Below are 26,325 nucleotides of genomic sequence, written 5' to 3'. Positions count from 1 at the left end.
TGGCGACTGCGCGGGTTCAACTGTCCCGCGCCGCGCGTTGCCCCGCCGCGCCAGCGACGGCACGCGACGTGCCGGGGTCGGCCAGCGCAGACTGCAGCCACTGGGTCCATGCCGGCATCATCGCGGCACTCATGGCCGCGACTTGCGCGGCGCAGGTCTTGCCGGCCTCCTGCCAGTCGGTCAGCGCGCGCAGCAGCGCCAGGCCAATGTCGTTGCCGTCGCGCGCCTCGCCCACGTCTTCGAGGCAGCGCGCCAGCGCTTCGCGCACGGCATCGTTGTAGCTGGCCCTGGCCTGCGACGCGCGCGCGGCCAGGTCGGCCTCGATGGCATCGAGGCCGCGCCACGCGTGCGCGACGCCGGCCAGGTCGAGGCGGTCGCGCTGCGCGCGCCACCATTGCGCTTGCTGCGCGGCGCGTTCCTCGGCATAGCGGTTCAGTACGGCCAGCGCCTGGCGCGCCGGCGCCCGGGCCGCCGCAGGATCAGCGGCGCCAAAGGGCGACTGCGCCAGCACGGTGGCGGCTTGCAGCTGGCACAGGGTCAGTTCCAGCGCGGTGCGGCTGGCGCTTGCCCATTGGGCTTGCAGGATCGAATGCATGGCGGATCTCCTTGCGGATTGGGGTAGCGGACAGGACGGGGGCGGCGTCGCAGCCATCACTGCGGCGCCGCACCGAGCCGGCGGACCATGCGCATGACCGCGGCCATCTGCGGCGCCTCGCGCGAAAAGAAGTCCGGCTGGGCCGGATCGTCGCTGGTATAGCCCCAGAAGTCCCAGCACCCGAGCGGGTTATGCCGCGACGCGCCGACCTGCGGGAACAGCACCACGATGCGGTTGGCCTCGGCACTTTCCAGGTAGCCCGCGCCCCGCACGAAGCGTTCGCCAATGGCACCCGCGCCCTGCAGGCAGCCATGGAAGGCCACGTGCACGCGGCAACCGGCACCGCCCGCGCCACACTGGCCCGGCACGTAGACATAGCCGCTGTCGGCGAGCAGCGCCTTGCCGCCGGGATCGAAGCCGCGCTGGTCAAAGCGCAGCAGCTCGCCCGCCGGCCGCGCCGCCGGCTGCAGCGGTCCGTAGATCCATTGCAGGATCTGCCGTGCCTGCTCGAGCCCGCAATTGTTGATGTAGGGCGACGCGCTGACCGCGCAGGCCGCGTCGCCCGCCTGGCTGGTGATGAAGGCATGCCCGGCCGCGACATCGGCCACGTACTGCAGCTGCGATGCCGGCACGCCGGCCAGCGTATAGAAGCGCCCCACCTGCGCGGCGACGCGCGGCAGCACGGTCTGGTCGCGCGTGCCGGAGAACACGTAGACGCGCTGGCGCGCCAGGTTCTGCACCGCGTCGATGCGGCCATCGCGGGCGAAGGTGCGCGCCGCGTCCAGCGCCGCCTGCGCGTCGGGGCCGGTATCGCCGACCGGCTGCATGCACTGGGTCGCGGCCGCGGTGGCGGGCGGCGTGGGCGCGAACAGGCCGGCGCAGTAGAACGGTCCGCCCGCGACCACGCCGGCGCCGACCATGGTGCCGGAATACGCAACGTGGAACTGCGTGGCCATGAACGCGCCGGACGACAACCCCGACACCGAGGTCTGCGCCAGGTCCGCACCCAGCGCGGGCAGCGCCTGCGCGGCAACGCCTCCACTGGCGCAAAGCGCGCAGGCCGCGGCAAGTGCCCGGCAGCGCGCGGTTGGCTTGCATCGAATCATGATGGCTCCAGCACGGCGACAGGAATCGAAAGGCCGCACGGGTCGCGGCAGGCAGCGCGCTGGTCGCCATGCGGCGGCTGCGGGGACCATTGTCCGGAGACGCCCCCGCGCCGTGCCATTGGGCAAATGCGGTAGCGCGCCACAGTGTCCCGCACCGGCTACGCATCGCAGGACTGGTCCCGCGGCAGCTCCAGCCATCCCTGTTGCACGCACTGGAACAGCAGCGCGCAGACATTGCCCGCGCCCGCCTTCTGCAGCAGCCGGGCCCGATGCGTACGCGCGGTCTGGTCGCTGATGCCGAGCGCGCGCGCGATTTCCTTGTCGCTCAGGCCGCGCCCCAGCCATTCCAGATATTCGCGCTCGCGTTGCGAGAATGGATTATCTGCGGCTGCAGGCCCGCTTTTTTAAACAGCTCATGCTGGCGCGCGAGATACACCATGGTCAATTGCGAGGATTTTCGCAATTGCATTTTCGCGAGCAGATGCTCACGGTGCTTGCGCGCCGTGGATACGGAAAATGCGAGACGTGCGGCGATCTCGCGATCGCTCAGGCCGCGGGCAATAAAGGCGAGCACCGTCTCTTCCCGAGTGGTGAGGTTCATGCGGAGGACTCCATGCGATGGAACGAGTGGTTCCGTCGCAGGAGCGGCAGCCGCGCGTCTATCTGTGCATCAGTGCATCACAGGACCCTTCGTGCAAGGCTAGTGCGGACCTACGAGCGGAACCGGGGACGGCCCGGTCGGGCTCCAGATCACTGCTTTTGTTTTCGATCTCTTGCGGTGTTGCGCCGGCATGGGATTGCGCACTACCCGACAGTGCGATCCGGAATTTCCGGATGCCGGCAGCAGAGGCGAATTCTAGGTGCTGGTTTTTGTATTTAAAAGCCCATTCATGCTGCGCGATATTTAATTCTGATTGTTGCCAGGCATTATCCACAGCCAATACCGCATTTGCCCAATGGCGGCGATGCAAGGCGAAAACCAAGAATGATTCCACCTGTCCCGGGGCCGCAGCGATGCGCGGCGCCGCGGCAGGCGCGGAAACCGGGCCGGCATGCGCGGCCCGCCGCCCTTGCTTCCTCAATCCACGCAGTCATTCAAAGGAGTCGTCATGACCTACCCCATCCACGCTGCCGTCCTGGCGCCGCAAGGTGTGCTCGGCAACCTCGTCAGCGGCATCGGCAGCCTGCTGCCGTTTTCCGCGCAGCCAATGCTGGTGCCGCAAAGCGCGATGACCGACGCGGTCGCTCCGGCGGTGCGCGACGGCGTGCAGGCCGTGGTCACGCACTATGTGAACCCGGTGATCGGCCATGCGGCCGGCGCCGCCGCCGGCGCGCTGGCCCAGCATATTCCGTTCCCCGAGCCCGGGCATACCGGCCCGGTCGGCAACGCCATCTCGGTGCACGCGCCGGGATTCATCCAGGCCGCCGGCACTGCCGCGGGCTATCCGACGGCCGCCATCCATGGTGCCAACATCGTTCGCGAAGGCGCGCGCTACCTGCCGTTCTCGGCCATGCCCGCGGTCACGCTGGCACCGCAGGGCGTGTTCGGCTCGCTGATCGGCGCGGTGGCACCGACGCTCGGCCATGCCGTCGGCGGCCTGCTGGGCAATGCCAGCGTGGGCCAGCAGATCGGCACCGTGGCCGGCCATCTCGGCGGCCTGCTGCCGTTCTCGGCGCAGCCGCAGGTTGCGCTGGCACCGCAGGGCGTGTTCGGCTCGCTGATCGGCGCGGTGGCGCCGACCCTCGGCCATGCCGTCGGCGGCCTGCTGGGCAATGCCAGCGTGGGCCAGCAGATCGGCACCGTGGCCGGCCATCTCGGCGGCCTGCTGCCGTTCTCGGCGCAGCCGCAGCTGGTCTACGCATGACCGCGTACACGAGGCCCTGCGCCTGAACCAGGGCGCCCGACGGCGCCTCGCCGCGGGCCCGCGTTACGGCGTACGGCGCGGGCCTGCCCGAATCGATGCGCGCGCCTGCTGGCGCCGCGGTGGAGAAAGCAAATGGAACGAGACAAGAAGGCTGACGCCACGCGCGCCGGCGCAGGCGGCCATGGCGGCTCCGCCGGCCACGATGCCGTGGCGCTGGACACCGGCCGCAAGCAATACCTGATCGCACCCCGGCGCCACGCACTGGCGCAGCAGGCGGGCGTGGCGCCGATGTCGGCCAGCGAACTGCACAGCACGGTGACGCAGCTGCCCGGCGTTGAAGTGGTGCAGGTGGTCGAAGGCCACAAGAACACGCACCTGCATTCGGTGCGGCCCGATGAAGCCGCCCACACCTATGTGGTCAGGCTCGATGCCGCGCACGCGCAGATGCTGCAGGCCACGGCGCCGCCGCACATGATCGTCGAGGAAGACCATCCGCTCGGCTATGGCCGCAAGGCCGAGCTCGAGACCTCCGACCGGCTGCATCCGCAATCGGCGTTCGACGGCCCGGTCTCGCGCGAGGTGCTGGTGCGGGTGCTGGGCACCGGCGACACGCCGCTGCCGGGCGTTGCCATCACGCTGGCGGGCGATGGCTTCCCCGCAACCGCCACCACCGACGCCGGCGGCGAAGCGACGCTGACGCTGGTGCAGCAGCAACCCGGGCCGGCGCGCTCGCTGTTCGTGCGGCCGCTCAGCGGCTACTGGAACAAGTACCTGCTGGCGCCCAATGTGGTGTCGGGCCAGCCCAATGTGATCCGCGTGACGCCGCTGTCGCAGCCGAATCCGGACGTGCCGCCGCGCGGGCGCTTTGGCTGGGGCCAGCGGCTGATGGGGCTGGACCGGCTCACGCGCAGCTTCGGCGGCCGCGGCGTGCGCGTCGCGGTGGTCGATTCCGGCGCCGACGCCGCGCATCCGCTGCTGGCGCATATCCGCCATGGCGCCGACCTGACCGGCACCGGCGTCGACGCCAGCGATACCTGGCGCCTCGACACCATCGGCCATGGCTCGCACTGCGCCGGCGTGATCGGCGCGCGGCCGCAGCCGGGCGCGCCGGCGTCCGCCGGTGCCGAGGCCCAGGCCACCATGCTCGGGTTCGCACCAGAGGCGGAAATGCATGCGCTCAAGATCTTCCCGGGCGGGCAGTTCAGCACGCTGCTGCGCGCGCTCGACTACTGCATCGACCACGATGTCGACGTGGTCAACCTGAGCCTGGGCGCACCGCAGCCTTCGCAGGCGGTGGAGCAGAAGCTGCTCGAGGCGGTGCACAGCGGCGTGGCCTGCATCGTCGCGGCCGGCAACTCGGGCGGGCCGGTGCAGTACCCGGCAGCCTCGCCGTCGGTGCTGGCGGTCTCGGCGCTGGGCTTGCAGAGCGAACTGCCGCACGATGTGTGGGAACGTACCCAGGTGGTGCAGCACGCGGCCACGCGCGCCGGGCTGTTCGCGCCGACGTTCTCGTGCTTCGGTCCGCAGATCGCGGTATGCGGACCGGGCGTGGGCATCATCTCGACGGTGCCTGGCGCCGCCTTCATGCCTGACTCCGGCACCTCGATGGCCGCGCCGCATATCGCGGGGCTGGCCGCGCTGCTGCTGTCCGATCCGCAGCTGGCCGCCTGGATGGGGCCGCGCGGACCGCGCCGCGTCGCGGCGCTGTTCCAGCTGATCCGCGCCATCAGCTCGCCGATCGTTGCGCACGATCCCGAGAACCGCTTCGGCGGCGGGCTGCCGCAGTTGCAGAACCTGCAGCGCCTGCTGGGCCGGCCGCAATAGGACGCGCCTCGCGCCGCGCGGGCAACAACGCGGCCCGGGCCACCGGGCCGCCCTCTTCCTTCCACAGATCATGCGCACGCTCGACTTCACCGCCGCGCCGTTGCGGCGCGCCGCTGCCGCGGCCGCGGCCGCCGATACCGTTGCGGCACCGCCCCGGCTTGCCGCGGCGGCGGCGGCCCCGTTGCCGCTCGATGGCCAGCTGCGCCGCGAATGCGAGGCCATGGCCAGCCATGCGCTGCGGCTCGGCATCGCGATGCCGGCCGGCTGGACCGTGCTGCTCGGCAGCGCTCACGAACCGGCCGCGGCACCGTCGGCTTCGTCGCAGCAGCAAGCCGCAACCGGACCTGCCGCGCAGCAGCTCGCGCTACTCCACCAGGAGCTGGCCCGCGCCATCGCGCCGGCGACGCCGCAATGCATCACGCTGCTCGACGACGAACGCCGCCGCGCGCATCCGCTCGCCTGCCTCGGACCCGTGCCGCTGGTGCGCGCATTGACCGGCACCGCGGTGTGCTGCCTGCTGGCAGTAGTGCTGACCGGCTTGCCGGCGGAGGTGTCGATGGACAACATGCGCGCCGGCATCCTGGCCTCGTCGGGCCGCACGCTGCTGTTCAACATGCTGTTCCTGCTGTTCTGCGCCGGTCTGGGGGCTTCGTTCGCCTCGCTGTTCCAGGTGCACGGCTACATCGCCAAAGGCACCTATGACCCCAAGTACGATGCCGCCTACGCCGCGCAACTGATCCTCGGCGTGATGTCCGGGCTGATCCTGGTCGAGATGCTGCCGCCGCAGTTGTTCGACTCGGCCGGCATGCGCAGCTTCGGCAAGCCGGCCTTGTCGATGCTGGGCGGCTTCTCCGCGACCGCGGTGCACCGCCTGCTGCAGCGCATCGTCGAGATCGTCGAGACCGCGGTGCGCGGCAGCACGCCGCGCGAGCCGCGCAAGGAGTAGCGCCATGCTGTTCCTCTACAGCCTGCCCAGCACCGGCATGGCCGCCATCGTGGTCGCGGCCATCGTCGGGGTGGTGCTGGCCGGCTATGCAGTGGCGCGCCGCTTCGCGCTGATCGAGCTCGATGCCGAGCAGCGCGCGATGGCGGTGTCGATGGTCTCGATCATCACCACCATCAACTCGCTGCTGGTCGCGTTTGCCGCGATCAACGTCTGGGACACCTACAACGCCGCCGACCGCACCGTCGCTGCGGAAGCCACCGCGGCGGGCGAACTCGCGCGCGACCTCGCCGCCTTCGACAGCAGCGCCGCCGATGCCGCCGCGGCGGCATTGCGCACCTACCTGGTGATGGTGGTGCACGACGAATGGCCGCGCATGCAGCGCCATGGCAAACCCGATCCGCACACCGAGCAGCGCTTCGACCTGATGTTCGATCTTGCCAACCGGATCCGTCCGCTCGACAGCCGCCAGACCGTGCTGCTGGGGGAGGTGCTGATGCGCGTCAACGAGATGGTCAAGTACCGCCAGCAACGGATCCTGACGCTGCACGCGGCAATGCCGAACACCTTGTGGGGCGTGATCCTGATTGTCAGCGCGCTGTCGTTCGCGTTGCTGTACGTGCTGCCGGCAACGCCCTTCAACCTGGCGCTGATCACCGCGTGGGCCATCACCATCGGCCTGGCGTTTTTCTTCCTGCTCGCAGTCGACCGGCCGTTTGCCGGCGAATTCAGCGTCAGCGCCGACCCGCTGCGGCACACCATCGACACGCTGGTGGCCAACGGCACGTGGCCGGCGCCACAGGCACAGACACAGCCAGCGCCATACCCAGCCCCATAACCGGCACTGCGGCAACGGCTGCCACCACAACCTAGGGAGACACAACATGGAGATGACACCGGAACAATTCCGCGCCGCCACCGGACTGAGCGAGCCGCAATGCGCGCGCTGGTACCCGCGCCTGTGCGAAGCGATGCTGGCGTACGACATCACCGGCCCGGCGCGCATCGCCGCATTCCTGGCGCAGACCGGGCACGAGTCGCTGGGCTACCAGTTCACGCACGAGCTATGGGGACCGACACCGGCGCAGGCGCTGTACGAGCCGCCGTCGCGCAAGGCCATGGCGCTCGGCAATGTGCGGCCCGGCGATGGCAAGCGCTTCCGCGGCCGGGGCCTGATCCAGATTACCGGCCGCGCCAACTACGCGGCGTGCGGGGCCGCGCTCGGCGCCGACCTGACCGCCACGCCCGAACTGCTGGAGCAGGACGCCTGGGCCGCGCGCTCGGCGGCATGGTGGTGGCGCACGCATGGTTGCAACGCGCTGGCAGACAGCGGCGACTTCATCGCGCTGACGCGGCGCATCAACGGCGGCACCAATGGGCTCGAAGACCGGCTGCGGCGCTGGAAGGTTGCCACCGCGGCGCTGGCGTGAAGAGGCCGCTCCATATCCCGCATCTGGCGCAATGACCAACCATCCGCCGACGCCGCGCCTGCGCCAGCCCGTTTATGCGGGAGTCCGCGGCAAGGCTTGAAGAGCAAGGGGAATATCATGTCGAAGATCATCGTCTATTCGTGGAATAGCCAGGGCAACCACACGCGCGCAGACAAGCAGCGGGCCATCGACCGCATGGCCGCGATAGATCCCACTATCATCCTGCTGCAGGAAGGCGGCAGCCAGAAGCTCGTGAGCGCCGGTGCCGCCGGCAACTGGAAGGTGTTTGATGGATGCACGGTCGGCGCGTTCGACGAGCGCTGCATTCCCTATGCATTGCTGGAGACCACGTTCGCCGCGCAGGTTCGCGCCGCGCAGGTCGACATTGTCGACGAGCGGGACGGCGTCGTGCTTGCAGGCGGCGACGCCGGCCGCACCGCCAGCGGCGTCGCCATCGACAAGGTGCTGTTCATTTCATGGCATTCGATCGCCGCGCCGCAGAACGGCGACACGCGCGCGCTGCTGCGCGCTTTCGACAAGGCCAGATGCTATGAGAAGTACGAGCTGATCGTCATCGGTGGCGACTTCAACGCCAGCCCGGGAGGCATCAACGCCATGCTGGGCCGCGAAAACGATCGTACCCAGGCCAAGCTGAGGTATGCGTACCGTCAGGTCTTCCACTGCGGCAAGGCTACCCACCGCGGGCGCGAAGCACGAGAGCTCGACTTCTTTGTCGTGCTGGCGAAGCAGCAAGTGTCGGCGAAGGTCGAATTGATCGAGCAGATGCCGAGCGATCACGACGCGGTCAGGATGGTGCTGGAGTATTGACAGCGGCGGGGCACCCCCACAGCCATGACGACCATCGTAGGCCGGGCGCCCCAGCGCCATGGCATGTGGTGGTGCGGCCCTTCGTCAGGATTGATATTGCGTATAGCACGGTCCAGCGCATCGCGGGCCACTCATCGATTCAAGTTACGGCGCGGTACGCTCACGCCAACCGCGAGCATATCGCGCAGGCTATGGACAAGCTTTCCCAACGCATCAAGATTGCATGACCCCGAACTTGGGAAGCATGTCTCACACGCCATCGCTCAGCAAGGCTGCGGAGCGGCAGCAACATCCTATTCTGGCTCCCCGCCGATCAGCGGAAGTTGTGCGGCAGCGCTTAATCCCTGCCGTGATTTCGCACTAGACACTGTGGCAAGCAGCGTAGCGTAAATTGCTTCGGCATCTTTATACTCATGTTCGTCCGCCTCTACCCAAGGTCGCTCTTGGACGACCCTCCCGGGGTGAATGTAGTTGCGCATGCCGCGCAAGATGTGCGCGAGGCTTTCCGGGCGAATAACGGCAATCTGAGTGTGGACGGGAGGGAGCCACCCAGCATGTAGGCAAACCTCGATCAACGCATCTAATGTCCATGTCGTAGGATCGTCCGTCTTTTTGGGACGCTTCTTTCCGGGCAAGGCTAAGGCGATCCTCTCGGATTTTCGCTTGGAGCGCAGACACCGAATGAGAAGCAGTCCTTCGACAGCAGCGCCCAAGATCGGAATTGCGGCTGAGTAGGCGCCCACTGAAGCTGCCTTGCGTGCGTCAACCTCGTAGCGGATCACGATGTCTTTGACAGCAGCCAAGACCTCGTCCTTGTGATAAATGGCGCGTCGCCCCCGCTCTCGTCGGCGATCAAATTCTTCTCGATTAGTATTCCGGAGCGAGACCAAATCGACCAGCCCGAATTCACTAAGCGTTTCGATGAATCGGCGTTCGTATGCCACGTCGAATTGACTGCTTAGGTCGAGGTATTCGAGGGAGCCTTCTCCGTCAGGCCAGTACTCATCGTCCGTCAGACCTTCGGCGAGCATCACGTTTCGGATTCTGCTCTGAACATCTTCGAGTTCTGGATACTCGCCACCGGATACACGCCGCTCGAATTCCGCTTCCGCGCTAGCAGATGCCAGAAATGTGTACTCTTGCTCCGTGATTCTGCGGGCAACAAACAATAACCTGGCCAATGCGATGAAGCTCTGCGCGACTTCGATGTGATCGCGATCAGGTTTTGCCTGCAGCGATTTCGCTAGCTTGGCTATTTCGGGGATGTGCGCATTGGCCAGCGAACGCATGTCTATTCGATCAAGCGCACGCGGCAACGTCATCGTATTGCCACGCTGCGCTCGCCGCCGTGCGATCGGTTTAAGGAGCGCCCTTCGTACCGCCCTGTCCATAATCCACTCGTTCATGAAAGGGGAAGCCAGCAGCTTACCTCGGCAGCGTCCGGGACTTCCCATCAATGCTCCAACACCGCACAGTGGGAGCGGCGCGGCCCCAACGCATTACGCTCGAATTACACACAGCAATAAAAAAAAAGGGTTTGCGGAACTACCCGCAAACCCTTATGGCACATGGTGGGCCTCCCGTGAGTCGAACACGGCACCAACGGATTATGAGTCCGCTGCTCTAACCAGGCATGAGCTAGAGGCCCTTGGAAGCGTTTAGTTGCCTTCCAGGAAACTCTTCAGCTTGTCCGAGCGGCTCGGGTGGCGCAGCTTGCGCAGTGCCTTGGCCTCGATCTGGCGGATCCGTTCGCGCGTGACGTCGAACTGCTTGCCGACCTCTTCCAGCGTGTGGTCGGTGCTCATTTCGATGCCGAAGCGCATGCGCAGCACCTTGGCTTCGCGCGGCGTGAGCGAGTCCAGCACGTCCTTGACGACGTCGCGCATGGAGCCGTGCAGCGCCGCCTCGGCCGGGGCCAGCGTGTTGGTGTCTTCGATGAAGTCGCCCAGATGGGAGTCGTCGTCGTCACCGATCGGCGTTTCCATGGAGATCGGTTCCTTGGCGATCTTCATGATCTTGCGGATCTTGTCTTCCGGCATCTCCATCTTCTCGGCCAGCGTTGCCGGATCCGGCTCGTTGCCGGTTTCCTGCAGGATCTGGCGCGAGATGCGGTTCATCTTGTTGATGGTCTCGATCATGTGCACCGGGATGCGGATGGTGCGCGCCTGGTCGGCGATCGAGCGCGTGATGGCCTGGCGGATCCACCACGTGGCGTAGGTCGAGAACTTGTAGCCGCGACGGTATTCGAACTTGTCCACCGCCTTCATCAGGCCGATGTTGCCTTCCTGGATCAGGTCGAGGAACTGCAGGCCGCGGTTGGTGTACTTCTTGGCGATCGAGATCACCAGGCGCAGGTTGGCCTCGGTCATCTCGCGCTTGGCTTCGCGGGCGCGGCGCTCGCCTTCCGACATCTTGCGGTTGACGTCCTTCAGTTCCTTCAGCGGCAGCACCACGCGCGCCTGCAGGTCGATCAGCTTCTGCTGCAGCTCATGCACCGCCGGCACGTTGCGCTCGACGATGGTGCTGTAGCCCTTGCCGTCGGCCACCACGGTGTGGATCCACTCGAGGTTGGTCTCGTTGCCCGGGAAGCGGGCGACGAAGTCCGCGCGCGGCATGCCGCACTTGTCGACCACGATGTTCAGGATGGCACGCTCGAGCTTGCGCACTTCGTCCACTTGGCCGCGCAGCGTGTCGCACAGCCGCTCGACATTGCGGGCGGTGAAGCGGATGCCCATCAGCTCGGCCTGGATCGCTTCCTGCGCCTTGACGTAGGGCTTGGACTTGTAGCCTTCCTTCTCGAACGCGCGGCGCATCTTGTCGAACTGCTCGGCGATCACGCGGAATTTCTCGAGCGCGTTCTGCTTCAGCTCTTCCAGCTGGCGCGCGGACGCGCCGGCGCCGGCGCCGCCTTCGTCGTCATCGTCCTCGTCGCCTTCCTCGTCGTCGTCGGACTCGAGGTCCTCGTCGTCGGCCGCCGCGGCGGGGGCCGAGGGGGCTTCCGGGGTTTCGTCGGCGTTCGGGTCGATCAGGCCGTCGACGAACTCATCGATCTTGATCTCGTCGTTGGCGACGCGCTCGGCATGGGCCAGGATCTCGGAGATGGTGACCGGACAAGCCGAGATCGCCATCACCATGTCCTTCAGGCCGGCCTCGATGCGCTTGGCGATCTCGATTTCGCCTTCGCGCGTCAGCAGCTCGACCGTGCCCATCTCGCGCATGTACATGCGCACCGGGTCGGTGGTGCGGCCGAACTCGGAATCCACCGTGGACAGGGCCGCCTCGGCCTCTTCCTCGGCTTCTTCCTCGCTGGTGGCGGACGGAGCGTTGTCGTTGAGCAGCAGCGTCTCGGCATCGGGCGCCTGTTCATAGACGGCGATGCCGATGTCGTTCAGCGTGGCGACCAGCGTGTCGATCGTTTCCGAATCGACCATGTCGTCCGGCAGGTGATCGTTGATTTCCGCGTAGGTCAGGTAGCCGCGCGACTTGCCCAGCTTGATCAGCGCCTTGAGCTTCTGGCGACGCAGCTCGAGCTCTTCCTCGGTGCCTTGCTGGGTCGAGGCGAACTCCTTGAGCAGGGCCTTTTCCTTGGCCTTGCGGTCCTTGGCTTTCTGCTTTTCGGTCTTCGGCGCCGCAGCCGGTGTGGCCGCCGCGCGCGTATCGTTCTCGTAAAACTCTTCAGTCACGTCGTCTGTTGTGCTGTCGTCGTGCTGCATCTCGGCCTTGGGCTTGCGGCCACGCTTTTTCGGCTCCGGCTTGATTGCCGGCGCAGCGGGACGCTCGGATGCAACGGATGCAGGTGTCGCGGCACGCGCCTTGGCTGCCGTCGCGGCGGCGCCTTGCTTGGCGCCCCCGCTCTTGGCGCCGGCGGCTGCCGCTCGCTTGCTCTCGACTTCGGTATTCTGCTGTTTCGCCACGGTGATACTCTTGCCTTTCACTGGTGCAGATGCTGATGCAGACGCGGCAACCTTGCCGCTCGTACTGGCGCTCTTGCCGCTCTCGCGTGCCGAAGTCGAGGCCTTTGTCTTTTCGGATGTGCGGGTTCTGGTGGGAGTCGTCACGGCGGGCGCTTGCGCGCGGCGCACGGACTTTGATGGCGCAGACCGGGCGGGCGTCTTGACGGTCGCGGTCGATGTCTTCGCCGCCGTGGTTTTCACAGACGCCTTGCCGCTCCCTGATTGGGGAGCTTTAGAGGTAACCCTTTCGGTTGCTTTGGCCTTTGCCATTGGCACGCTCACTTTCACCAGAACTGGAGAGAAAGATTTCGCAATCCAAACCGGCTATTGTAGCACGCCACGCATAGCCGGCTCCCTGTCAGGTGAGGTTTTCACCTGAAAAATCAAGGCTTAAGCTCGGCGCAGCCGGGCCCGGGCCCTGATCCAATGCTTATCCAACGCTTGCTGCCGCCTCCCGGTTGAAGGCCAGGGCGCCCGCCGGCGCCTCAGCCAAGTTGGCGCCGCCGGTGGATCTCGCCCACCAGCCAGCGCATGCGCTGCTTGGCCGCCTCGTCGGCCGTGCCGGCCACCACTTCCGCCTGCAGGCTGTCGAGTTCCCGCCGCAGCGGCTCGGCCAGCAGCTTGGTGATGGCCGCATCGAATTCCTGTGTTGCAGGTGCCTCTTCAATCTCTTCACGCAATACCGCCGTGCGCGCCGCGGCATAGACCTCGGCATAGGGCGACTGGGCCAGGTGCTCGCTGAAAGCCGCGAAATTCACCTCGCCCTGGACGCCGTCGCAGGCGCTGACCAGGTGCGCCAGCACTTCGCTGTCGCCGCCCTCGCCTTCCAGCAGCAGCGCGCGCGCATCTTCGTCGAGCCGCGACGACAGTGCCGGATAGCACATCAGCAACTGGATCACCCGCTGCACCAGCCCGGTCGGCGCCTGGCGGCGCGCGCGCGGGCGCGGCTGGGCAAAGCGGCCGACCCGCGCCGGATCGCTGCGCAGGCCGCAGATCGCCTCGATCTCCGCGGGGGTCGTCCCCGTGGCATCGGCAAGTTCGCGCACGATCTGTAGCCGCAGCCCACCCGCCGGCATCGCCTGCAGCAGCGGCTTGGCCTCGTACTGGGCGCGGGCGCGACCTTCGGGCTGGCGCAGGTCCAGCTCCTCGGTGACCGACTGCAGCAGGAAGCGCGACAGCGGCATGGCGTTGCGCACCTGCGCGGCGAAGGCTTCGGTGCCCTCTTCGCGCACATAGCTGTCGGGGTCGTGCTCGGCCGGCAGGAACAGGAAGCGGATGGTCTTGTTGTCGGCCACGTGCGGCAGGCAGGCCTCCAGTGCCCGCCTGGCGGCGCGCCGGCCCGCCGAGTCGCCGTCGAACGAGAACACCACCGCGTCGGTCTGCCGCAGCAGCTTCTGCACGTGCACGGGCGTGCACGCCGTGCCCAGGGTGGCGACGGCATTGGCAAAACCGAGCTGGGCCAGTGCCACGACGTCCATATATCCTTCGACCACCAGCACATAGCCGGTTTCCCGGATCGCATGACGGGCCTCGAACAGCCCGTACAGCTCCGTACCCTTGCTGAACAGCGGGGTCTCGGGGGAGTTCAGGTACTTGGGCTCGCCCTGCCCCATGACACGGCCGCCGAAACCGATCACCGCACCCTTGGTGTTGCGGATCGGGAACATGATGCGGTCGCGGAAGCGGTCGTAGCGCCGCGGCTTGCCGTCCGCATCGCGCTTGTCGCTTTCGATCAGCAGGCCCGCTTCGACCAGCGGCGCCGCCACATTGTCTTCGCGATAGCTGCCGAACACCGCCTCCAGGCCCTGCCAGTCATCCGGCGCATAGCCAAGGCCAAACTGGCCCGCGATTTCGCCGGTCAGCCCGCGGCCCTTCAGGTACTGGATCGCCTGCGGGGCGCCGCGCAGCTGGCGGCGGTAGAAATCGGTGGCGCGGGTCATGGCGTCGGACAGCGCCACCGAGCGCGCCTGCTGCTCGGCGCGCTGGCCGGGCGGCAGGCGGTCGCGCTCTTCAGGCACCGTCATGCCGACCGACTGGGCCAGCTCGCGCACCGCCTCCGGGTAGGACTGACCGGAAAACTCCATCAGGAAGCCGATGGCCGAGCCATGGGCGCCGCAGCCGAAGCAGTGGTAGAACTGCTTGGTGGGGGACACCGTGAACGACGGGGATTTCTCGTTATGGAACGGGCACAGTCCCATGAAATTGGCGCCGCCCTTCTTCAGCTGCACATACTTGCCCACCACATCGACAATGTCGACACGGTTGAGCAGGTCCTGAATAAAGGATTGCGGAATCACCCGACTGACCGTCCTGAGGCTTGGCCGTCCCACGGCGGGCGGCCCTTTTTGGAATGCGTGACCGGTGCGGCGCCCGGCTGCTATCGGAATATTGTAGTGCAGCGCGGAACGCCCGCCCGGATTGCTTCACATCGGAGCGCAACTCCGGCGATTCGCGGCGATCTTGCCCGCATCACGCTTACAACCAATTAAATCAGTATTTACTTTGGTGCAAGCGCGGCCTTGACCAGGGCGGATACCGCAGTCATGTCGGCGCGGCCGGCCAGCTTGCCCTTCAGCACGCCCATGACCTTGCCCATGTCCTGCGGGCCGGCGGCACCGGTGGCCGCGACGGCCTGCTGCACTTCGGCGGCTACTTCCTCGTCCGACAGCGCCGCGGGCATGTAGACCTTCAGCACCTCGACCTCGGCCAGTTCCTTGTCGGCGAGGTCGTTGCGGCCGGCCTGCTGGAACTGGGCGATCGAGTCCTTGCGCTGCTTGATCAGCTTCTCGACCACGGCCAGTACGGCGGTGTCGTCCAGTTCCACGCGCTCGTCGACTTCGCGCTGCTTGATCGCCGCCAGCAGCAAGCGGATGGTGCCGAGGCGCTCCGTTTCGCGGGCGCGCATGGCGGTCTTCATGTCTTCGCTGATACGGGCTTTGAGGGACATCGTGGTCTTCCAGAAAGTGGGCGGGCACTTACACATGGCGGCGGATGCCGTCCTCTGCAAGGCCCACAACGCAAAAACCCGCCGAGCATACGCCACAGCGGGTCAGGGGCGAGCGCGAAGCCGGCGTCAGTACAGCTTCTTCGGCAGCATCTGGCTGCGGATGCGCTTGTAATGGCGCTTCTCTGCCGCAGCCTTCTTGCGCTTGCGCGCGGCGGTGGGTTTTTCGTAAAACTCGCGGGCCCGCAATTCCGGGAGCAGCCCGTTCTTCTCGATGGTGCGCTTGAAACGGCGCAAGGCAACTTCAAAAGGCTCGTTTTCCTTGAGGCGGATCGTAGTCATTTGGCCGGAAAATGAAAGTATTTTCGGGATGGCGGCGTTACGAAGTTCTGGATTGTAGCACCAACAATCCGGGGCGGAAGTGGCGTGCAACTGACGTGCCGCATGTGGCTCACGCGGCACGAATGCGCTTCACCTCAGGCTGCCGACTGACCGGCCCGCGCCTGCCGTGCCGCCTCGGCCGCGGCCTGCCCCGCCGCTACCGCGGAGGCCCAGGCCCATTGGAAGTTGTAGCCGCCCAGCCAGCCGGTCACGTCGACCACCTCGCCGATGCAATACAGGCCAGGCACCTCACGCGCCATCATGGTGGTCGACGACAGCGCCCGGGTATCGACCCCGCCCAGCGTGACCTCGGCCTTGCGATAGCCCTCGGTGCCGGACGGCACGATGCGCCAGTCGTTGAGCGCGGCCCCCAGCTTGCGCAGGGCCTTGTCGGTCACGTCATGCAGCGGCAGCGTCGCGTCGACGCCCGCCGCCGCGCACCAGGCCTCGGCCAGCCGCGACGGCAGCCGTTGCGCCAGCAGGTTGCCCAGATGCTTGCGGCTGCCGGCCTTCTGCTCCAGCAGCCAGGCGGCGGCGTCCTCGCCATCGAACAGGTCGATGGCGACCGGCGTGCCGGGACGCCAGTAGCTGGAAATCTGCAGCACCGCCGGGCCGGACAGGCCGCGGTGCGTCCACAGCAGGTCTTCGCGGAACGCGCCCGCGGCCTTGCCGCTGCCGGTGGCGATATCGACCTCCAGCGAAACCCCCGCCAGCGGCACGAACGGGGCCCAGTCCTTGCCATCGAAGGTCAGCGGCACCAGCGCCGGGCGGGTTTCGACGATGCCCAGCCCGAACTGGCGGGCAATGCGGTAGCCGAAGTCGGTGGCGCCGATCTTGGGGATCGACAGGCCGCCGGTAGCCACCACCAAGGCCCCGGCCCGGACCGCGCCCGCGGCGGTCAGCAGCAGGAAGTCATCGCCCTCGCGCCGGACTTCGGCCACCGCGCAGCCGGTCTGCCAGCGCACCTGCCCCGCGTCGCATTCGGCGCGCAGCATGGCGATCACATCTTCGGCGCTGTCGTTGCAGAACAGCTGGCCGCGGTGTTTCTCGTGCCAGGCGATGCCATGGCGGCGCATCAGCGCGAGGAAATCCTGCGGCGTGTAGCGCGCCAGCGCCGAACGGCAGAAGTGCGGATTGGACGACAGGTAATTGGCCGGCCCCGCCTGCAGGTTGGTGAAATTGCAGCGGCCGCCGCCCGAGATGCGGATCTTCTCGGCGAGCCGGGTGGCATGGTCGATCAGCACCACGCGCGCGCCGCTCTGACCCGCCACCGCGGCGCACATCATGCCCGCGGCGCCGGCGCCCAGCACGGCCACGTCATACCGGCCGGCCCGGGCCTGGGCTGCCCCGCTCATTGCACGCCTCGCGAATCCATGTGTCTTGCCACCGCCTGAGAAAGGGCAGATTGTAGCGAAAAGCGCGCCGCGCGCCGCTGTGCTACCCTGCGCGCTTCCCGCAAACCCTTGTTTCGACGGCTGTTTCCGTGACCGGAGACGGCGTCATGGCTCCCATGCTTGTCCTCGGCATCGAATCTTCCTGCGACGAAACCGGCCTCGCGCTCTATGACACCGGCGCCGGCCTGCTCGCGCATGCGCTGCACTCGCAGATCGCCATGCACCGCGACTACGGCGGCGTGGTACCCGAGCTGGCCTCGCGCGACCATATCCGCCGCGTGCTGCCCCTGCTGGAGCAGGTGCTGGCCGATGCCGGCCGCACCCGACAGGACATCGACGCCATTGCCTTCACCCAGGGTCCCGGGCTGGCCGGCGCGCTGCTGGTCGGCGCCTCGGTGGCCAATGCGCTGGGCTTCGCGCTGAATGTGCCGATGGTGGGCGTGCACCATCTGGAAGGCCATCTGCTGTCGCCGCTGCTGACGCGCGAGCCGCCGCTGTTCCCGTTCGTCGCGCTGCTGGTGTCGGGCGGGCATACGCAGTTGATGGAAGTGCGCGGCATCGGCGATTACACGCTGCTCGGCGAAACCCTGGACGATGCCGCCGGCGAAGCCTTCGACAAGACCGCCAAGCTGCTGGGACTGGGCTATCCGGGCGGGCCGGAAGTGTCGCGCCTGGCCGAGTTCGGGGTGCCCGGCGCATTCGAGCTGCCGCGGCCGATGCTGCATTCGGGCAACCTGGATTTCTCCTTCGCCGGCCTGAAGACCGCGGTGCTGACGCAAACCCGCAAGCTCGCCAATACCTGCGAGCAGGATCGCGCCAACCTGGCGCGTGCCTTTGTCGATGCGATCGTCGACGTGCTCGCGGCCAAGTCGATGGCGGCGCTTAAGCAAAGCGGGCACAAGCGGCTGGTGGTGGCCGGCGGCGTCGGCGCCAACCGGCAATTGCGCGAGCGGCTGGACCAGTTGGGCAAGCAGCGCAAGCTCGAGGTCTACTACCCTGACCTGGCGTTCTGCACCGACAACGGCGCGATGATCGCGTTTGCGGGGGCGATGCGCTTGCAGGCAGCGCCGGAGCTGGCGCGGCATGAGTATGGCTATGGCGTGACGCCGCGCTGGGATCTGGCGGATATCCGGTTGCCGTCGGCGGCCTGAACGTTGATTTACTCAAGCGTCTGCAATGACCGCTTGGGTGCTCCCTCTCCCGCGTGCGGGAGAGGGTTGGGGCGAGGGCCGGGCGCATCGACGAAGTAACGCGTGTTGGTATGCCAGCGCCTGCCCTCACCCCCTGCCCCTCTCCCGCAGCGCGGGAGAGGGGAGCAAACACGCGGCAACGACACGCCCAAAGAAAAAGCCACCGACTTCGGTGGCTTTTCCATAGCAGCAACAACCCGATCAGCCGACGCGCTTGTCCCGCTCGATCACCGCATACGCGCTGTGGTTGTGGATCGACTCGAAGTTCTCCGCCTCCAGCACATAGGCCACGATGCGCTCGTCCGCATTGAGCCGCATGGCGATGTCGCGCACCAGGTCTTCGACGAACTTGGGGTTCTCGTAGGCGCGCTCGGTGACGAACTTTTCGTCGGGCCGCTTGAGCAGTCCCCACAGTTCGCACGAAGCCTCTTCCTCGGCCATGCGCACCAGCGCTTCGACCGGCAGCTCGCCGGCCAGCTCTACGTTCATGGTGATATGCGAGCGCTGGTTGTGCGCGCCGTACTGCGAGATCTTCTTCGAGCACGGGCACAGGCTGGTCACCGGCACCAGCGCCTTCAGGAACACCCGCGTGGCGCCGTTGCGCACCTCGCCGGTCAGCGTGACCTCGTAGTCCAGCAGCGACTCCACGCCGGACACCGGCGCGATCTTGCTGATGAAGTAAGGGAACGTGACCTCGATGCGGCCGGCCTCGGCTTCAAGCTTTTCCAGCATCTTGTCCAGCATCTGCCGGAAGCTGGCCAGCTCCAGCGGCGCGCGCTCTTCTTCCAGCAGCGCGACGAAGCGCGACATATGCGTGCCCTTCTGCTCGGCGGGCAGGTGCACGTCGAGGTTGAAGGTGCCGACGGTCGGCACAATGCCGGCCGGGGTCTTCAGGGTCACGGGATAGCGCACGCCCTTCACGCCGACACGCTGGATCGGGATCTGGCGGGTGTCGGGGCTCGACTGGACGTCGGGCATCACGAAGGCGGGGTTGATGTCATTCATCTACGGTTTCCTCCAGGGTTGCGCAGGCAAGCGCAAGCCCTTACGGTCGCGGCATTTTCGCAGTCCCTCCATGCCGCGCAACGAGTGTGAAACCACGGGATCCGGCACTGGCGTGCCGACCCGCAGCTGCGAACACAAAAGTCGGAGTGTAAGGGAATTCGGACGCACCCGTGGCGCGGCGGCCCGAATTCCCTCGGGCTGGCAGGGATCAGGCCACGCGCGAGGCGACCGTGACCTTGGGCTGCTCCAGCCCGAAACGCTCGCGCACCGAGCGCTCGATGCCGGCCGCGTCGAGGCCGCATTGCTGCAGCAGGTAGGCCGGATCGCCATGGTCGACGAAGCGGTCGGGCAGGCCCAGCGTCAGCACCGGCTTGTCGATGCCGGCTTCGGCCAGCGCTTCGAGCACGGCGCTGCCGGCGCCGCCCATCACGCTGCCCTCTTCCACCGTCACCAGGTAGTCGTGGTCGGCGGCCAGGCGCTTGACCAGCGCCACGTCGAGCGGCTTGACGAAGCGCATGTCCGCCACCGTGGCGTCGAGCGCCTCGGCCGCGCCCAGCGCCGGCTGCACCATCGAGCCGAACGCCAGCAGGCCGACGCGGTGCCCGGCGCGCGCGCCGCCCTCGCGGCGCACCACGCCCTGGCCCACCGGCACCGGCGCCAGGTCGGCGGCAATCGCCGCGCCCGGGCCGGAGCCGCGCGGATAGCGCACCGCGCTCGGGCAGTCCTGCTGGAACGCCGTGGTCAGCAGCTGGCGGCATTCGTTCTCGTCGGACGGCGTCATCACCATCATGTTGGGGATGCAGCGCAGGTAGGCGATATCGTAGGCGCCCGCGTGCGTCGCACCATCGGCGCCGACCAGGCCGGCGCGGTCCAGCGCGAACACCACCGGCAGGTTCTGCAGCGCCACGTCGTGGATCAGCTGGTCGTAGCCGCGCTGCAGGAAGGTCGAGTAGATCGCCACCACCGGCTTCAGTCCCTCGCAGGCCAGGCCGCCGGCGAAGGTCACCGCATGCTGCTCGGCGATGCCGACGTCGTAGTAGCGCTCCGGGAAGCGCTTCTCGAACTCGACCATGCCCGAGCCCTCGCGCATGGCCGGGGTGATGCCGACCAGGCGCTTGTCCGCCGCGGCCATGTCGCACAGCCAGTCGCCGAACACCTGGGTGTAGGTCTTGCGCGCGGGCTTGGCGGCCGGGCGGATGCCTTCGGCCGGATTGAACTTGCCCGGGCCGTGATAGAGGATCGGGTCGGCCTCGGCCAGCTTGTAGCCCTGGCCCTTCTTGGTGACCACGTGCAGGAACTGCGGGCCGCCGCCCTCGAGCGCGCGCTCGCGGATGTTCTGCAGCGTCGGCACCAGCGAATTCAGGTCGTGGCCGTCGATCGGGCCGATGTAGTTGAAGCCGAATTCCTCGAACAGCGTCGCCGGCACCATCATGCCCTTGGCATGCTCCTCGAAGCGCTTGGCGAACTCCAGCACCGGCGGCGCCACCGACAGCACCTTCTCGATGCCCTTCTTGGTGGCGGCGTAGAACTGGCCGCTCAGCAGCCGCGCAAGGTGGCGGTTGAGCGCGCCCACCGGCGGCGAGATCGACATGTCGTTGTCGTTGAGCACCACCACCAGCGGCAGGTCCTTGTAGACGCCGGCGTTGTTCAGCGCCTCGAACGCCATGCCCGCGGTCATCGCGCCGTCGCCGATCACCGCCACCGAGACGCGCTTCTGGCCCAGCGTGCGCGCGCCCAGCGCCATGCCCAGCGCGGCCGAGATCGAGGTCGACGAGTGCGCGGTGCCGAAGGTGTCGTATTCGCTCTCGCTGCGGCGCGGGAAGCCCGAGATGCCGCCCCACTGGCGCAGCGTGCGCATGCGCTCGCGGCGCCCGGTCAGGATCTTGTGCGGATAGCTCTGGTGGCCCACGTCCCACACCAGCCGGTCGTCGGGGGTGTTGAAGACATAGTGCAGCGCGATGGTCAGTTCGACCGTGCCCAGGTTGGACGACAGGTGGCCGCCGGTCTGCGAGACCGACTCCAGCACATAGGCGCGCAGTTCGTCGGCCAGGGTCTGGAGCTCGCGCCGGTCGAGCTTGCGCAGGTCCGCGGGGGCGTCAATCTTGTTGAGGAGTGCGTAGGTCATGATGTCCGTTCGGCCGGCTCTCAGTTTAGTGCGTGCGCAGCACGATCAGGTCCGCCAGGTCGCGCAGGCGCGCGGCGCGCTCGCCGAAGCCGGCCAGCGCCTCGTACGCCTCGGCGCGCAGCGACCCGGCCAGTTCGCGGGCCGCGTCCAGGCCCAGCAGCGACACGTAGGTCGGCTTGTCGTGGGCGGCGTCCTTGCCGGCGGTCTTGCCCAGCGTCGCGGTATCGGCGGTGACGTCCAGAATATCGTCTACGACCTGGAACGCCAATCCCACCGCCGCCGCATAGCGGTCCAGCGCGGCCAGCCCCGCGGCATCGATCTCGCCACACAGGGCGCCCATGCGCACGCTGGCGCGCAGCAGCGCGCCGGTCTTCATGCGGTGCATGGCCTCGAGCGCGTCGCGCGTCATGGCCCGGCCCACGTTCTGCAGGTCGATCGCCTGGCCGCCGGCCATGCCGGCCGAGCCCGAGGCCCGCGCCAGCTCCGCTACCAGCTGCAGCCGCACCGCGGGCGCAATCGGCCCGGCCTCGGCCAGCACGATGAAGGCCTGGGTCTGCAGCGCATCGCCGACCAGCAGCGCGGTGGCCTCGTCATAGGCCTTGTGCACGGTCGGCCGGCCGCGGCGCAGGTCGTCGTCGTCCATGCACGGCATGTCGTCGTGGACCAGCGAATAGGCGTGGATCATCTCCACCGCGCAGGCCGCCGCGTCGCAGGCCGCCGGGGCCGCGCCGCTGACTTCTCCGGCGGCATGGACCAGCAGCGGGCGCACGCGCTTGCCGCCGCTGAGCGCAGCATAACGCATCGCTTCATGCAGGGTGTGCGGCACCGTGCCGGCATCGGGCAGCGCGGCCTGCAGGGCCGCCTCGGTGCGCGCGCCCTGCGCCTGCATCCATTGTGCGAAGTCGCTCATGCCTGGTCCGTCCCCTGCGCGCCATTGCCGCCATTGCCGCCATCGGCGCCGTTGCCTTCCCCCGCCAGCGGCTTGAGCACGTCGCCCTCCAGCACCCGCACCTGCTGCTCGACCCGCTCCAGCTTCTGCTGGCAGTAGCGCACCAGCTCGGCGCCGCGGCGGTAGGCCGCCAGCGAGGCCTCGAGCGGCAGTTCGCCGCTTTCCATGCTGGCCACCAGCGTTTCCAGCTCGGCCATCGCCGCCTCGTAGGAGGCGGGCGGCGCCGAGGCGGACTCGGCGGCGTCGGCGGTGTTGTCGGTCTGGACCGGAGCGGTCGTCGTTTTTGGCATATCAGGCCCTGGAATCTGGAACCGGGGGAAACCCGGATGGGGAAGCCCGGATTTTACGCCAAAGCGCGCGCCTGCCCCCATCTTGCAGGGGGATACCGTGCCCCGATCCGGTGCTCGCCGGCCAGAAGTGACTTGTGCGCTCGGGTCGTCTTTCCGAATGCGCCCGCTACGGCACCCCGATGACGACCCGGGTCGACTTTTTCGCTAAAAAGGCAAAAAAATCAGTCCCTTAACTTTTCGGGTCGGGTACAATCCCCCGTTCGCCGCCAGGGGTCGCGAGAGCGTTCACGCCGGGCGGCAGTCTTTCCCAAATCGATTCCATTTTCGATGGTTGGGTTGTTCACTGCTTTCACCTGTTCATCTGGGAGTGGGGATAATGTCCAATCTCAGCACCGCGCTCAACCTGGCGCCGGCTGATTCGCAACTGCCCGTCGGCGTCTACTTCGACGAAGCGCTGCATCAACAAGAACTCGAACTGCTGTTCCGGAATGGCCCGGGCTATGTCGGCCACGAACTGATGGTCCCGGAAACCGGCGACTACCACACGCTCAAGGCCGAGGACGAAGGACGCATGCTGGTGCGCAACGCCGCCGGCGTCGAGCTGATGTCCAACGTCTGCCGCCATCGCCAGGCCATCATGCTGAACGGCCGCGGCAACAAGCAGAACATCGTCTGCCCCCTGCACCGCTGGACCTACGACCTCAAGGGCGAACTGCTCGGCGCGCCGCATTTCGACCAGCAGCCCTGCCTGCACCTGAAGCGCTCGCCGCTGCAGAACTGGAACGGCCTGCTGTTCGAGGGCCCGCGCGACGTGCGCGCCGACCTGGCGCGGCTGGGCGTGGCGCAGGACCTGAACTTCGACGGCTACATGCTCGACCACGTCGAGGTGCACGAGTGCGACTACAACTGGAAGACCTTCATCGAGGTCTACCTCGAGGACTACCACGTCGTGCCGTTCCACCCCGGGCTGGGCAGCTTCGTCTCGTGCGACGACCTCAAGTGGGAGTTCGGCGAATGGCACAGCGTGCAGACCGTGGGCCTGCACGCCGGCCTGAAGCGCCCCGGCAGCCCGACGTACCAGAAATGGCACGACGCGGTGCTGCGCTTCAACAACGGCGTGCTGCCCAAGCACGGCGCGATCTGGCTGACCTACTACCCCAACATCATGGTGGAGTGGTACCCGAACGTGCTGGTGATCTCGACGCTGCACCCGATCGGCCCGCGCAAGACCCGCAATGTGGTGGAGTTCTACTACCCCGAGGAAATCGCGCTGTTCGAGCGCGAGTTCGTCGAGGCCGAGCGCGCCGCCTACATGGAAACCTGCATCGAGGACGACGAAATCGCCGAACGCATGGATGCCGGCCGGCTGGCGCTGCTCAAGCGCGGCACCAGCGAGGTCGGCCCGTACCAGTCGCCGATGGAAGACGGCATGCAGCACTTCCATGAGTGGTACCGCCGCGCCATGGCCTACGCCGGCTAGTGCGATCAGCGCACAAATCAGGCATCGAGCCTCCTGCAACGGACCGCCACGGCGGTCCGTTTTGCTTTGGCGGGCGATGTGCGCTGCTAGAATCATTGTCCGGCGCGGTTGACGCGGAGCCGCAGAGCCCCGCTCGCGCGCCGGCCTCCTCTCCTTCGCTCCTGCTCGCTTCACCGCGCCCTCGCCATGCAATCGCTCTGGATGCTGTTCGCCGCCTTCGCCTTTTCGCTGATGGGGGTTGGCGTCAAGCTGGCGTCCGACCTCTATACCACCGGCGAGATCGTCTTCTACCGCGGCCTGATCAGCGTGGTGATCATGTGGGTGCTGCTGTCCTCGCGCGGGGTCTCGGTGCGCACCCCATACATGCTGTCGCATATCAAGCGCAGCGTGTTCGGCGTGACCTCGCTGATGCTGTGGTTCACCTCGATCTCGCTGCTGCCGCTGGCCACCGCGATGACGCTGAACTACATGTCGCCGGTGTGGATCGCGCTGATCCTGGGCGCCAGCGCGGCGCTGGCCGGCACCGGCGGCAACGCCGACCGCCGCCTGGTGCTGGCGATCCTGCTGTCGTTTGCCGGCGTGATCTGCCTGCTGCAGCCGTCCGTGGGCAAGGACCAGCTGACCGGCGGCCTGGTCGGGCTGATCTCGGGCATGTTCACCGCGCTGGCCTATGTCGAGGTGCGCCAGCTCGGCCAGCTGGGCGAGCCCGAGGGCCGCATCGTGTTCTATTTCTCGCTGGTCGGCATGATCGCCGGGCTGGTCTGGATGCTGCTGGGCGGCACCAGTCCGCATACCTGGTACGGCGCCGGCCTGCTGCTGGCGATCGGCATCCTGGCCACGCTGGGCCAGACCGCGATGACGCGCGCCTACAAGCGCGGCAACACCCTGCTGACCGCCAACCTGCAATACGCCGGCATCGTCTTTTCCAGCGTGTGGGGCATGCTGATCTGGTCCGACCGCCTGAACTGGCTGTCGTGGCTGGGCATGGCGCTGATCATCGCCAGCGGCATCGCCACCACGCTGATGCGCGCGCGCCAGGGCACCGACGCCAAGCCGACGCCCGCCACGCCGGTCAAGTCGCCGGAGGCGGAAGTGCACCCCGAGGTGTAGCATCCGGTAAGCCCGACTGCGCTAGATTTTTCTCTCCGACCGCTACAGGATTCCCATGCAGAAACCGCTGATTTCCGTCACCGCACTGCAGTCTCTGCTGGCCGGCCCCGGCCGCTGCGTCGTCATCGACTGCAGCTTCGACCTGGCCGACCCGGCCGCCGGCCGCGAGGCTTACCGCACCGGCCACCTGCCCGGCGCCTTCTACATGCACCTGGACAACGAGCTGTCCGGCCCTAAAAACGGCCGCAATGGCCGCCACCCGCTGCCGGATGCCGACGACCTGGTCGCGCGCCTGCAGGCGCTCGGCATCAACGACGACACCCCGGTGGTCGCCTACGACGCCCAGGGCGGCATGTTCGCCGCGCGGCTGTGGTGGCTGCTGCGCTGGATCGGCCACGATGCCGTGGCCGTGCTCGATGGCGGCAAGGACGCCTGGGTCAAGGCCGGCCTGCCGCTGGAGCACGATGCCGCGCAGGAGCCGGAATTCCCGGGCAAGATCCGCCGCGGCAAGTCGCTGGTGCCGACCGTCGATGCCGATGCGCTGGTCGCCAATCTCGACAGCGGCCGGCTGCTGGTGGTCGATGCGCGCGCGCCGGACCGCTTCCGCGGCGAGAACGAGACGCTGGACCCGGTCGGCGGCCATATCCCGGGCGCGGTCAACCGCTTCTTCAAGCACAACCTGGACGCGGAGGGCCGCTTCAAGCCGGCCGAGACCCTGCGCGCGGAATTCGGCGCGGTGCTGGGCCCGCACGCTGCCGCGCAGGCGGTGATGCAGTGCGGTTCCGGCGTCACCGCCTGCCACAACCTGCTGGCGCTGGAAGCTGCCGGCCTGGGCGGCGCGGCGCTGTATCCCGGGTCATGGAGCGAGTGGTGTGCCGACCCGGCGCGCCCGGTGGCGACCGGCGCGGCCTGA

General features: G+C 67.6%; 26 protein-coding genes and 1 tRNA gene. 11 read left to right on the top strand and 16 right to left on the bottom strand.

Translation table 11 applies throughout. The annotated features are described in order from the left end of the window. Positions 1-16: 16 nt before the first annotated feature. The 5 genes from LIN44_RS06250 to LIN44_RS06230 form a co-directional block, all read right to left on the bottom strand. Positions 17-595 (bottom strand): hypothetical protein, encoded by a 579-nt coding sequence (locus tag LIN44_RS06250; protein WP_227313983.1) that lies wholly within the window; start codon positions 593-595, stop codon positions 17-19. A 56-nt stretch (positions 596-651) separates the two neighbouring features. Then, the gene (locus LIN44_RS06245) at positions 652-1,701 is read right to left on the bottom strand and encodes a poly(3-hydroxybutyrate) depolymerase (RefSeq protein WP_227313982.1); all 1,050 of its coding nucleotides are present in this window, start codon (positions 1,699-1,701) and stop codon (positions 652-654) included. Between the two features lie 158 nt (positions 1,702-1,859). Next, positions 1,860-2,030 (bottom strand): LuxR C-terminal-related transcriptional regulator, encoded by a 171-nt coding sequence (locus LIN44_RS27620; RefSeq protein WP_370641641.1) that lies wholly within the window; start codon positions 2,028-2,030, stop codon positions 1,860-1,862. Then, positions 2,027-2,302 (bottom strand): response regulator transcription factor, encoded by a 276-nt coding sequence (locus tag LIN44_RS06235; RefSeq protein WP_227313981.1) that lies wholly within the window; start codon positions 2,300-2,302, stop codon positions 2,027-2,029. Before LIN44_RS06235 ends, LIN44_RS27620 begins: the two co-directional genes overlap by 4 nt. Before the next feature lie 58 nt (positions 2,303-2,360). Continuing rightward, positions 2,361-2,684 (bottom strand): hypothetical protein, encoded by a 324-nt coding sequence (locus LIN44_RS06230; RefSeq protein WP_227313980.1) that lies wholly within the window; start codon positions 2,682-2,684, stop codon positions 2,361-2,363. 126 nt (positions 2,685-2,810) lie between these two features. Here LIN44_RS06230 and LIN44_RS06225 point away from each other — a divergent pair, with 126 nt between their 5' ends. The 6 genes from LIN44_RS06225 (at position 2,811) to LIN44_RS06200 (ending at position 8,591) form a co-directional block, all read left to right on the top strand. Next, positions 2,811-3,566, top strand: coding sequence for a hypothetical protein (locus tag LIN44_RS06225; protein WP_227313979.1), 756 nt, complete (start codon positions 2,811-2,813; stop codon positions 3,564-3,566). Between the two features lie 132 nt (positions 3,567-3,698). Continuing rightward, positions 3,699-5,390, top strand: coding sequence for a S8 family serine peptidase (locus LIN44_RS06220; RefSeq protein ID WP_227313978.1), 1,692 nt, complete (start codon positions 3,699-3,701; stop codon positions 5,388-5,390). Between the two features lie 70 nt (positions 5,391-5,460). Beyond that, positions 5,461-6,336 carry a hypothetical protein gene (locus LIN44_RS06215; protein WP_227313977.1) on the top strand — a complete coding sequence of 292 codons (876 nt, stop codon included), beginning with the start codon at positions 5,461-5,463 and terminating at the stop codon, positions 6,334-6,336. Between the two features lie 4 nt (positions 6,337-6,340). Then, positions 6,341-7,171 carry a DUF4239 domain-containing protein gene (locus LIN44_RS06210; RefSeq protein ID WP_227313976.1) on the top strand — a complete coding sequence of 277 codons (831 nt, stop codon included), beginning with the start codon at positions 6,341-6,343 and terminating at the stop codon, positions 7,169-7,171. 52 nt (positions 7,172-7,223) lie between these two features. Continuing rightward, the gene (locus tag LIN44_RS06205) at positions 7,224-7,763 is read left to right on the top strand and encodes a glycoside hydrolase family 19 protein (RefSeq protein WP_227314347.1); all 540 of its coding nucleotides are present in this window, start codon (positions 7,224-7,226) and stop codon (positions 7,761-7,763) included. Between the two features lie 117 nt (positions 7,764-7,880). Next, positions 7,881-8,591: an endonuclease/exonuclease/phosphatase family protein gene (locus LIN44_RS06200; RefSeq protein ID WP_227313975.1), complete on the top strand. Its 711-nt coding sequence runs from the start codon at positions 7,881-7,883 to the stop codon at positions 8,589-8,591. A 293-nt stretch (positions 8,592-8,884) separates the two neighbouring features. On the opposite strand, the gene LIN44_RS06195 is transcribed toward LIN44_RS06200, so the two are convergent. From LIN44_RS06195 to rpoD, 3 genes are all read right to left on the bottom strand, one after another. Further along, positions 8,885-9,997 (bottom strand): hypothetical protein, encoded by a 1,113-nt coding sequence (locus LIN44_RS06195; RefSeq protein WP_227313974.1) that lies wholly within the window; start codon positions 9,995-9,997, stop codon positions 8,885-8,887. Between the two features lie 163 nt (positions 9,998-10,160). Beyond that, a tRNA-Ile gene (locus LIN44_RS06190) sits at positions 10,161-10,239 on the bottom strand. Between the two features lie 10 nt (positions 10,240-10,249). Beyond that, positions 10,250-12,526: an RNA polymerase sigma factor RpoD gene (gene rpoD / locus LIN44_RS06185; protein WP_227313973.1), complete on the bottom strand. Its 2,277-nt coding sequence runs from the start codon at positions 12,524-12,526 to the stop codon at positions 10,250-10,252. On the opposite strand from rpoD, the gene LIN44_RS06180 reads away from it, so the two are divergent. Beyond that, a complete protein-coding gene (locus tag LIN44_RS06180; RefSeq protein WP_227313972.1) occupies positions 12,516-12,923 on the top strand; it encodes a hypothetical protein in 408 nt (135 codons plus the stop codon). The genes rpoD and LIN44_RS06180 overlap by 11 nt on opposite strands. 106 nt (positions 12,924-13,029) lie before the next feature. On the opposite strand, the gene dnaG is transcribed toward LIN44_RS06180, so the two are convergent. The 4 genes from dnaG to LIN44_RS06160 form a co-directional block, all read right to left on the bottom strand. Next, positions 13,030-14,841, bottom strand: a complete 1,812-nt coding sequence (dnaG, locus tag LIN44_RS06175; RefSeq protein ID WP_227313971.1) for a DNA primase — start codon at positions 14,839-14,841, stop codon at positions 13,030-13,032. A 200-nt stretch (positions 14,842-15,041) separates the two neighbouring features. Then, on the bottom strand, positions 15,042-15,491 hold the full coding sequence (locus LIN44_RS06170; protein WP_012353469.1) for a GatB/YqeY domain-containing protein: 450 nt from the start codon (positions 15,489-15,491) through the stop codon (positions 15,042-15,044). Between the two features lie 126 nt (positions 15,492-15,617). Beyond that, positions 15,618-15,830, bottom strand: coding sequence for a 30S ribosomal protein S21 (gene rpsU, locus LIN44_RS06165; protein WP_012353470.1), 213 nt, complete (start codon positions 15,828-15,830; stop codon positions 15,618-15,620). A gap of 134 nt (positions 15,831-15,964) precedes the next feature. Next, entirely contained in the window at positions 15,965-17,224 is a 1,260-nt protein-coding gene (locus LIN44_RS06160) for an NAD(P)/FAD-dependent oxidoreductase (RefSeq protein WP_227313970.1), read from the bottom strand. Positions 17,225-17,379: 155 nt separating this feature from the next. Here LIN44_RS06160 and tsaD point away from each other — a divergent pair, with 155 nt between their 5' ends. Continuing rightward, on the top strand, positions 17,380-18,414 hold the full coding sequence (gene tsaD, locus LIN44_RS06155; RefSeq protein ID WP_227314346.1) for a tRNA (adenosine(37)-N6)-threonylcarbamoyltransferase complex transferase subunit TsaD: 1,035 nt from the start codon (positions 17,380-17,382) through the stop codon (positions 18,412-18,414). 240 nt (positions 18,415-18,654) lie between these two features. On the opposite strand, the gene folE2 is transcribed toward tsaD, so the two are convergent. From folE2 to LIN44_RS06135, 4 genes are all read right to left on the bottom strand, one after another. Further along, on the bottom strand, positions 18,655-19,458 hold the full coding sequence (gene folE2, locus LIN44_RS06150; RefSeq protein ID WP_227313969.1) for a GTP cyclohydrolase FolE2: 804 nt from the start codon (positions 19,456-19,458) through the stop codon (positions 18,655-18,657). Between the two features lie 208 nt (positions 19,459-19,666). Further along, positions 19,667-21,583, bottom strand: a complete 1,917-nt coding sequence (gene dxs, locus LIN44_RS06145) for a 1-deoxy-D-xylulose-5-phosphate synthase (protein WP_227313968.1) — start codon at positions 21,581-21,583, stop codon at positions 19,667-19,669. A gap of 25 nt (positions 21,584-21,608) precedes the next feature. After that, positions 21,609-22,493 (bottom strand): polyprenyl synthetase family protein, encoded by an 885-nt coding sequence (locus tag LIN44_RS06140; RefSeq protein WP_227313967.1) that lies wholly within the window; start codon positions 22,491-22,493, stop codon positions 21,609-21,611. Next, entirely contained in the window at positions 22,490-22,822 is a 333-nt protein-coding gene (locus LIN44_RS06135; RefSeq protein WP_227313966.1) for an exodeoxyribonuclease VII small subunit, read from the bottom strand. Before LIN44_RS06135 ends, LIN44_RS06140 begins: the two co-directional genes overlap by 4 nt. 376 nt (positions 22,823-23,198) lie before the next feature. On the opposite strand from LIN44_RS06135, the gene LIN44_RS06130 reads away from it, so the two are divergent. From LIN44_RS06130 to LIN44_RS06120, 3 genes are all read left to right on the top strand, one after another. After that, a complete protein-coding gene (locus tag LIN44_RS06130; protein ID WP_227313965.1) occupies positions 23,199-24,302 on the top strand; it encodes an aromatic ring-hydroxylating dioxygenase subunit alpha in 1,104 nt (367 codons plus the stop codon). Positions 24,303-24,488: 186 nt separating this feature from the next. Then, entirely contained in the window at positions 24,489-25,412 is a 924-nt protein-coding gene (locus tag LIN44_RS06125) for a DMT family transporter (protein ID WP_115704142.1), read from the top strand. Positions 25,413-25,467: 55 nt separating this feature from the next. Next, complete coding sequence (locus tag LIN44_RS06120; protein ID WP_227313964.1) at positions 25,468-26,325, top strand: sulfurtransferase; 858 nt, start codon at positions 25,468-25,470, stop codon at positions 26,323-26,325.

Origin of the sequence: Cupriavidus sp. MP-37, from assembly GCF_020618415.1 — a bacterium.
Classification (GTDB): domain Bacteria; phylum Pseudomonadota; class Gammaproteobacteria; order Burkholderiales; family Burkholderiaceae; genus Cupriavidus.
This window is presented reverse-complemented; position numbering and strand designations above follow the sequence as displayed.

What these genes read in the sequence shown, in the direction of transcription:
- LIN44_RS06210 (WP_227313976.1), top strand. Translation starts at nt 6,341, where the DNA reads ATGCTGTTCCTCTACAGCCTGCCCAGCACCGGCATGGCCGCCATCGTG.
- LIN44_RS06205 (WP_227314347.1), top strand. Translation starts at nt 7,224, where the DNA reads ATGACACCGGAACAATTCCGCGCCGCCACCGGACTGAGCGAGCCGCAA.
- LIN44_RS06120 (WP_227313964.1), top strand. Translation starts at nt 25,468, where the DNA reads ATGCAGAAACCGCTGATTTCCGTCACCGCACTGCAGTCTCTGCTGGCC.
- LIN44_RS06135 (WP_227313966.1), bottom strand. Translation starts at nt 22,822, where the DNA reads ATGCCAAAAACGACGACCGCTCCGGTCCAGACCGACAACACCGCCGAC.
- LIN44_RS06160 (WP_227313970.1), bottom strand. Translation starts at nt 17,224, where the DNA reads ATGAGCGGGGCAGCCCAGGCCCGGGCCGGCCGGTATGACGTGGCCGTG.
- LIN44_RS06220 (WP_227313978.1), top strand. Translation starts at nt 3,699, where the DNA reads ATGGAACGAGACAAGAAGGCTGACGCCACGCGCGCCGGCGCAGGCGGC.
- tsaD (WP_227314346.1), top strand. Translation starts at nt 17,380, where the DNA reads ATGCTTGTCCTCGGCATCGAATCTTCCTGCGACGAAACCGGCCTCGCG.
- LIN44_RS06245 (WP_227313982.1), bottom strand. Translation starts at nt 1,701, where the DNA reads ATGATTCGATGCAAGCCAACCGCGCGCTGCCGGGCACTTGCCGCGGCC.
- LIN44_RS06235 (WP_227313981.1), bottom strand. Translation starts at nt 2,302, where the DNA reads ATGAACCTCACCACTCGGGAAGAGACGGTGCTCGCCTTTATTGCCCGC.
- LIN44_RS06130 (WP_227313965.1), top strand. Translation starts at nt 23,199, where the DNA reads ATGTCCAATCTCAGCACCGCGCTCAACCTGGCGCCGGCTGATTCGCAA.
- LIN44_RS06250 (WP_227313983.1), bottom strand. Translation starts at nt 595, where the DNA reads ATGCATTCGATCCTGCAAGCCCAATGGGCAAGCGCCAGCCGCACCGCG.
- LIN44_RS06200 (WP_227313975.1), top strand. Translation starts at nt 7,881, where the DNA reads ATGTCGAAGATCATCGTCTATTCGTGGAATAGCCAGGGCAACCACACG.
- LIN44_RS06170 (WP_012353469.1), bottom strand. Translation starts at nt 15,491, where the DNA reads ATGTCCCTCAAAGCCCGTATCAGCGAAGACATGAAGACCGCCATGCGC.
- LIN44_RS06140 (WP_227313967.1), bottom strand. Translation starts at nt 22,493, where the DNA reads ATGAGCGACTTCGCACAATGGATGCAGGCGCAGGGCGCGCGCACCGAG.
- LIN44_RS06215 (WP_227313977.1), top strand. Translation starts at nt 5,461, where the DNA reads ATGCGCACGCTCGACTTCACCGCCGCGCCGTTGCGGCGCGCCGCTGCC.
- rpsU (WP_012353470.1), bottom strand. Translation starts at nt 15,830, where the DNA reads ATGACTACGATCCGCCTCAAGGAAAACGAGCCTTTTGAAGTTGCCTTG.
- LIN44_RS06225 (WP_227313979.1), top strand. Translation starts at nt 2,811, where the DNA reads ATGACCTACCCCATCCACGCTGCCGTCCTGGCGCCGCAAGGTGTGCTC.
- dxs (WP_227313968.1), bottom strand. Translation starts at nt 21,583, where the DNA reads ATGACCTACGCACTCCTCAACAAGATTGACGCCCCCGCGGACCTGCGC.
- LIN44_RS06125 (WP_115704142.1), top strand. Translation starts at nt 24,489, where the DNA reads ATGCAATCGCTCTGGATGCTGTTCGCCGCCTTCGCCTTTTCGCTGATG.
- folE2 (WP_227313969.1), bottom strand. Translation starts at nt 19,458, where the DNA reads ATGAATGACATCAACCCCGCCTTCGTGATGCCCGACGTCCAGTCGAGC.
- LIN44_RS06195 (WP_227313974.1), bottom strand. Translation starts at nt 9,997, where the DNA reads ATGAACGAGTGGATTATGGACAGGGCGGTACGAAGGGCGCTCCTTAAA.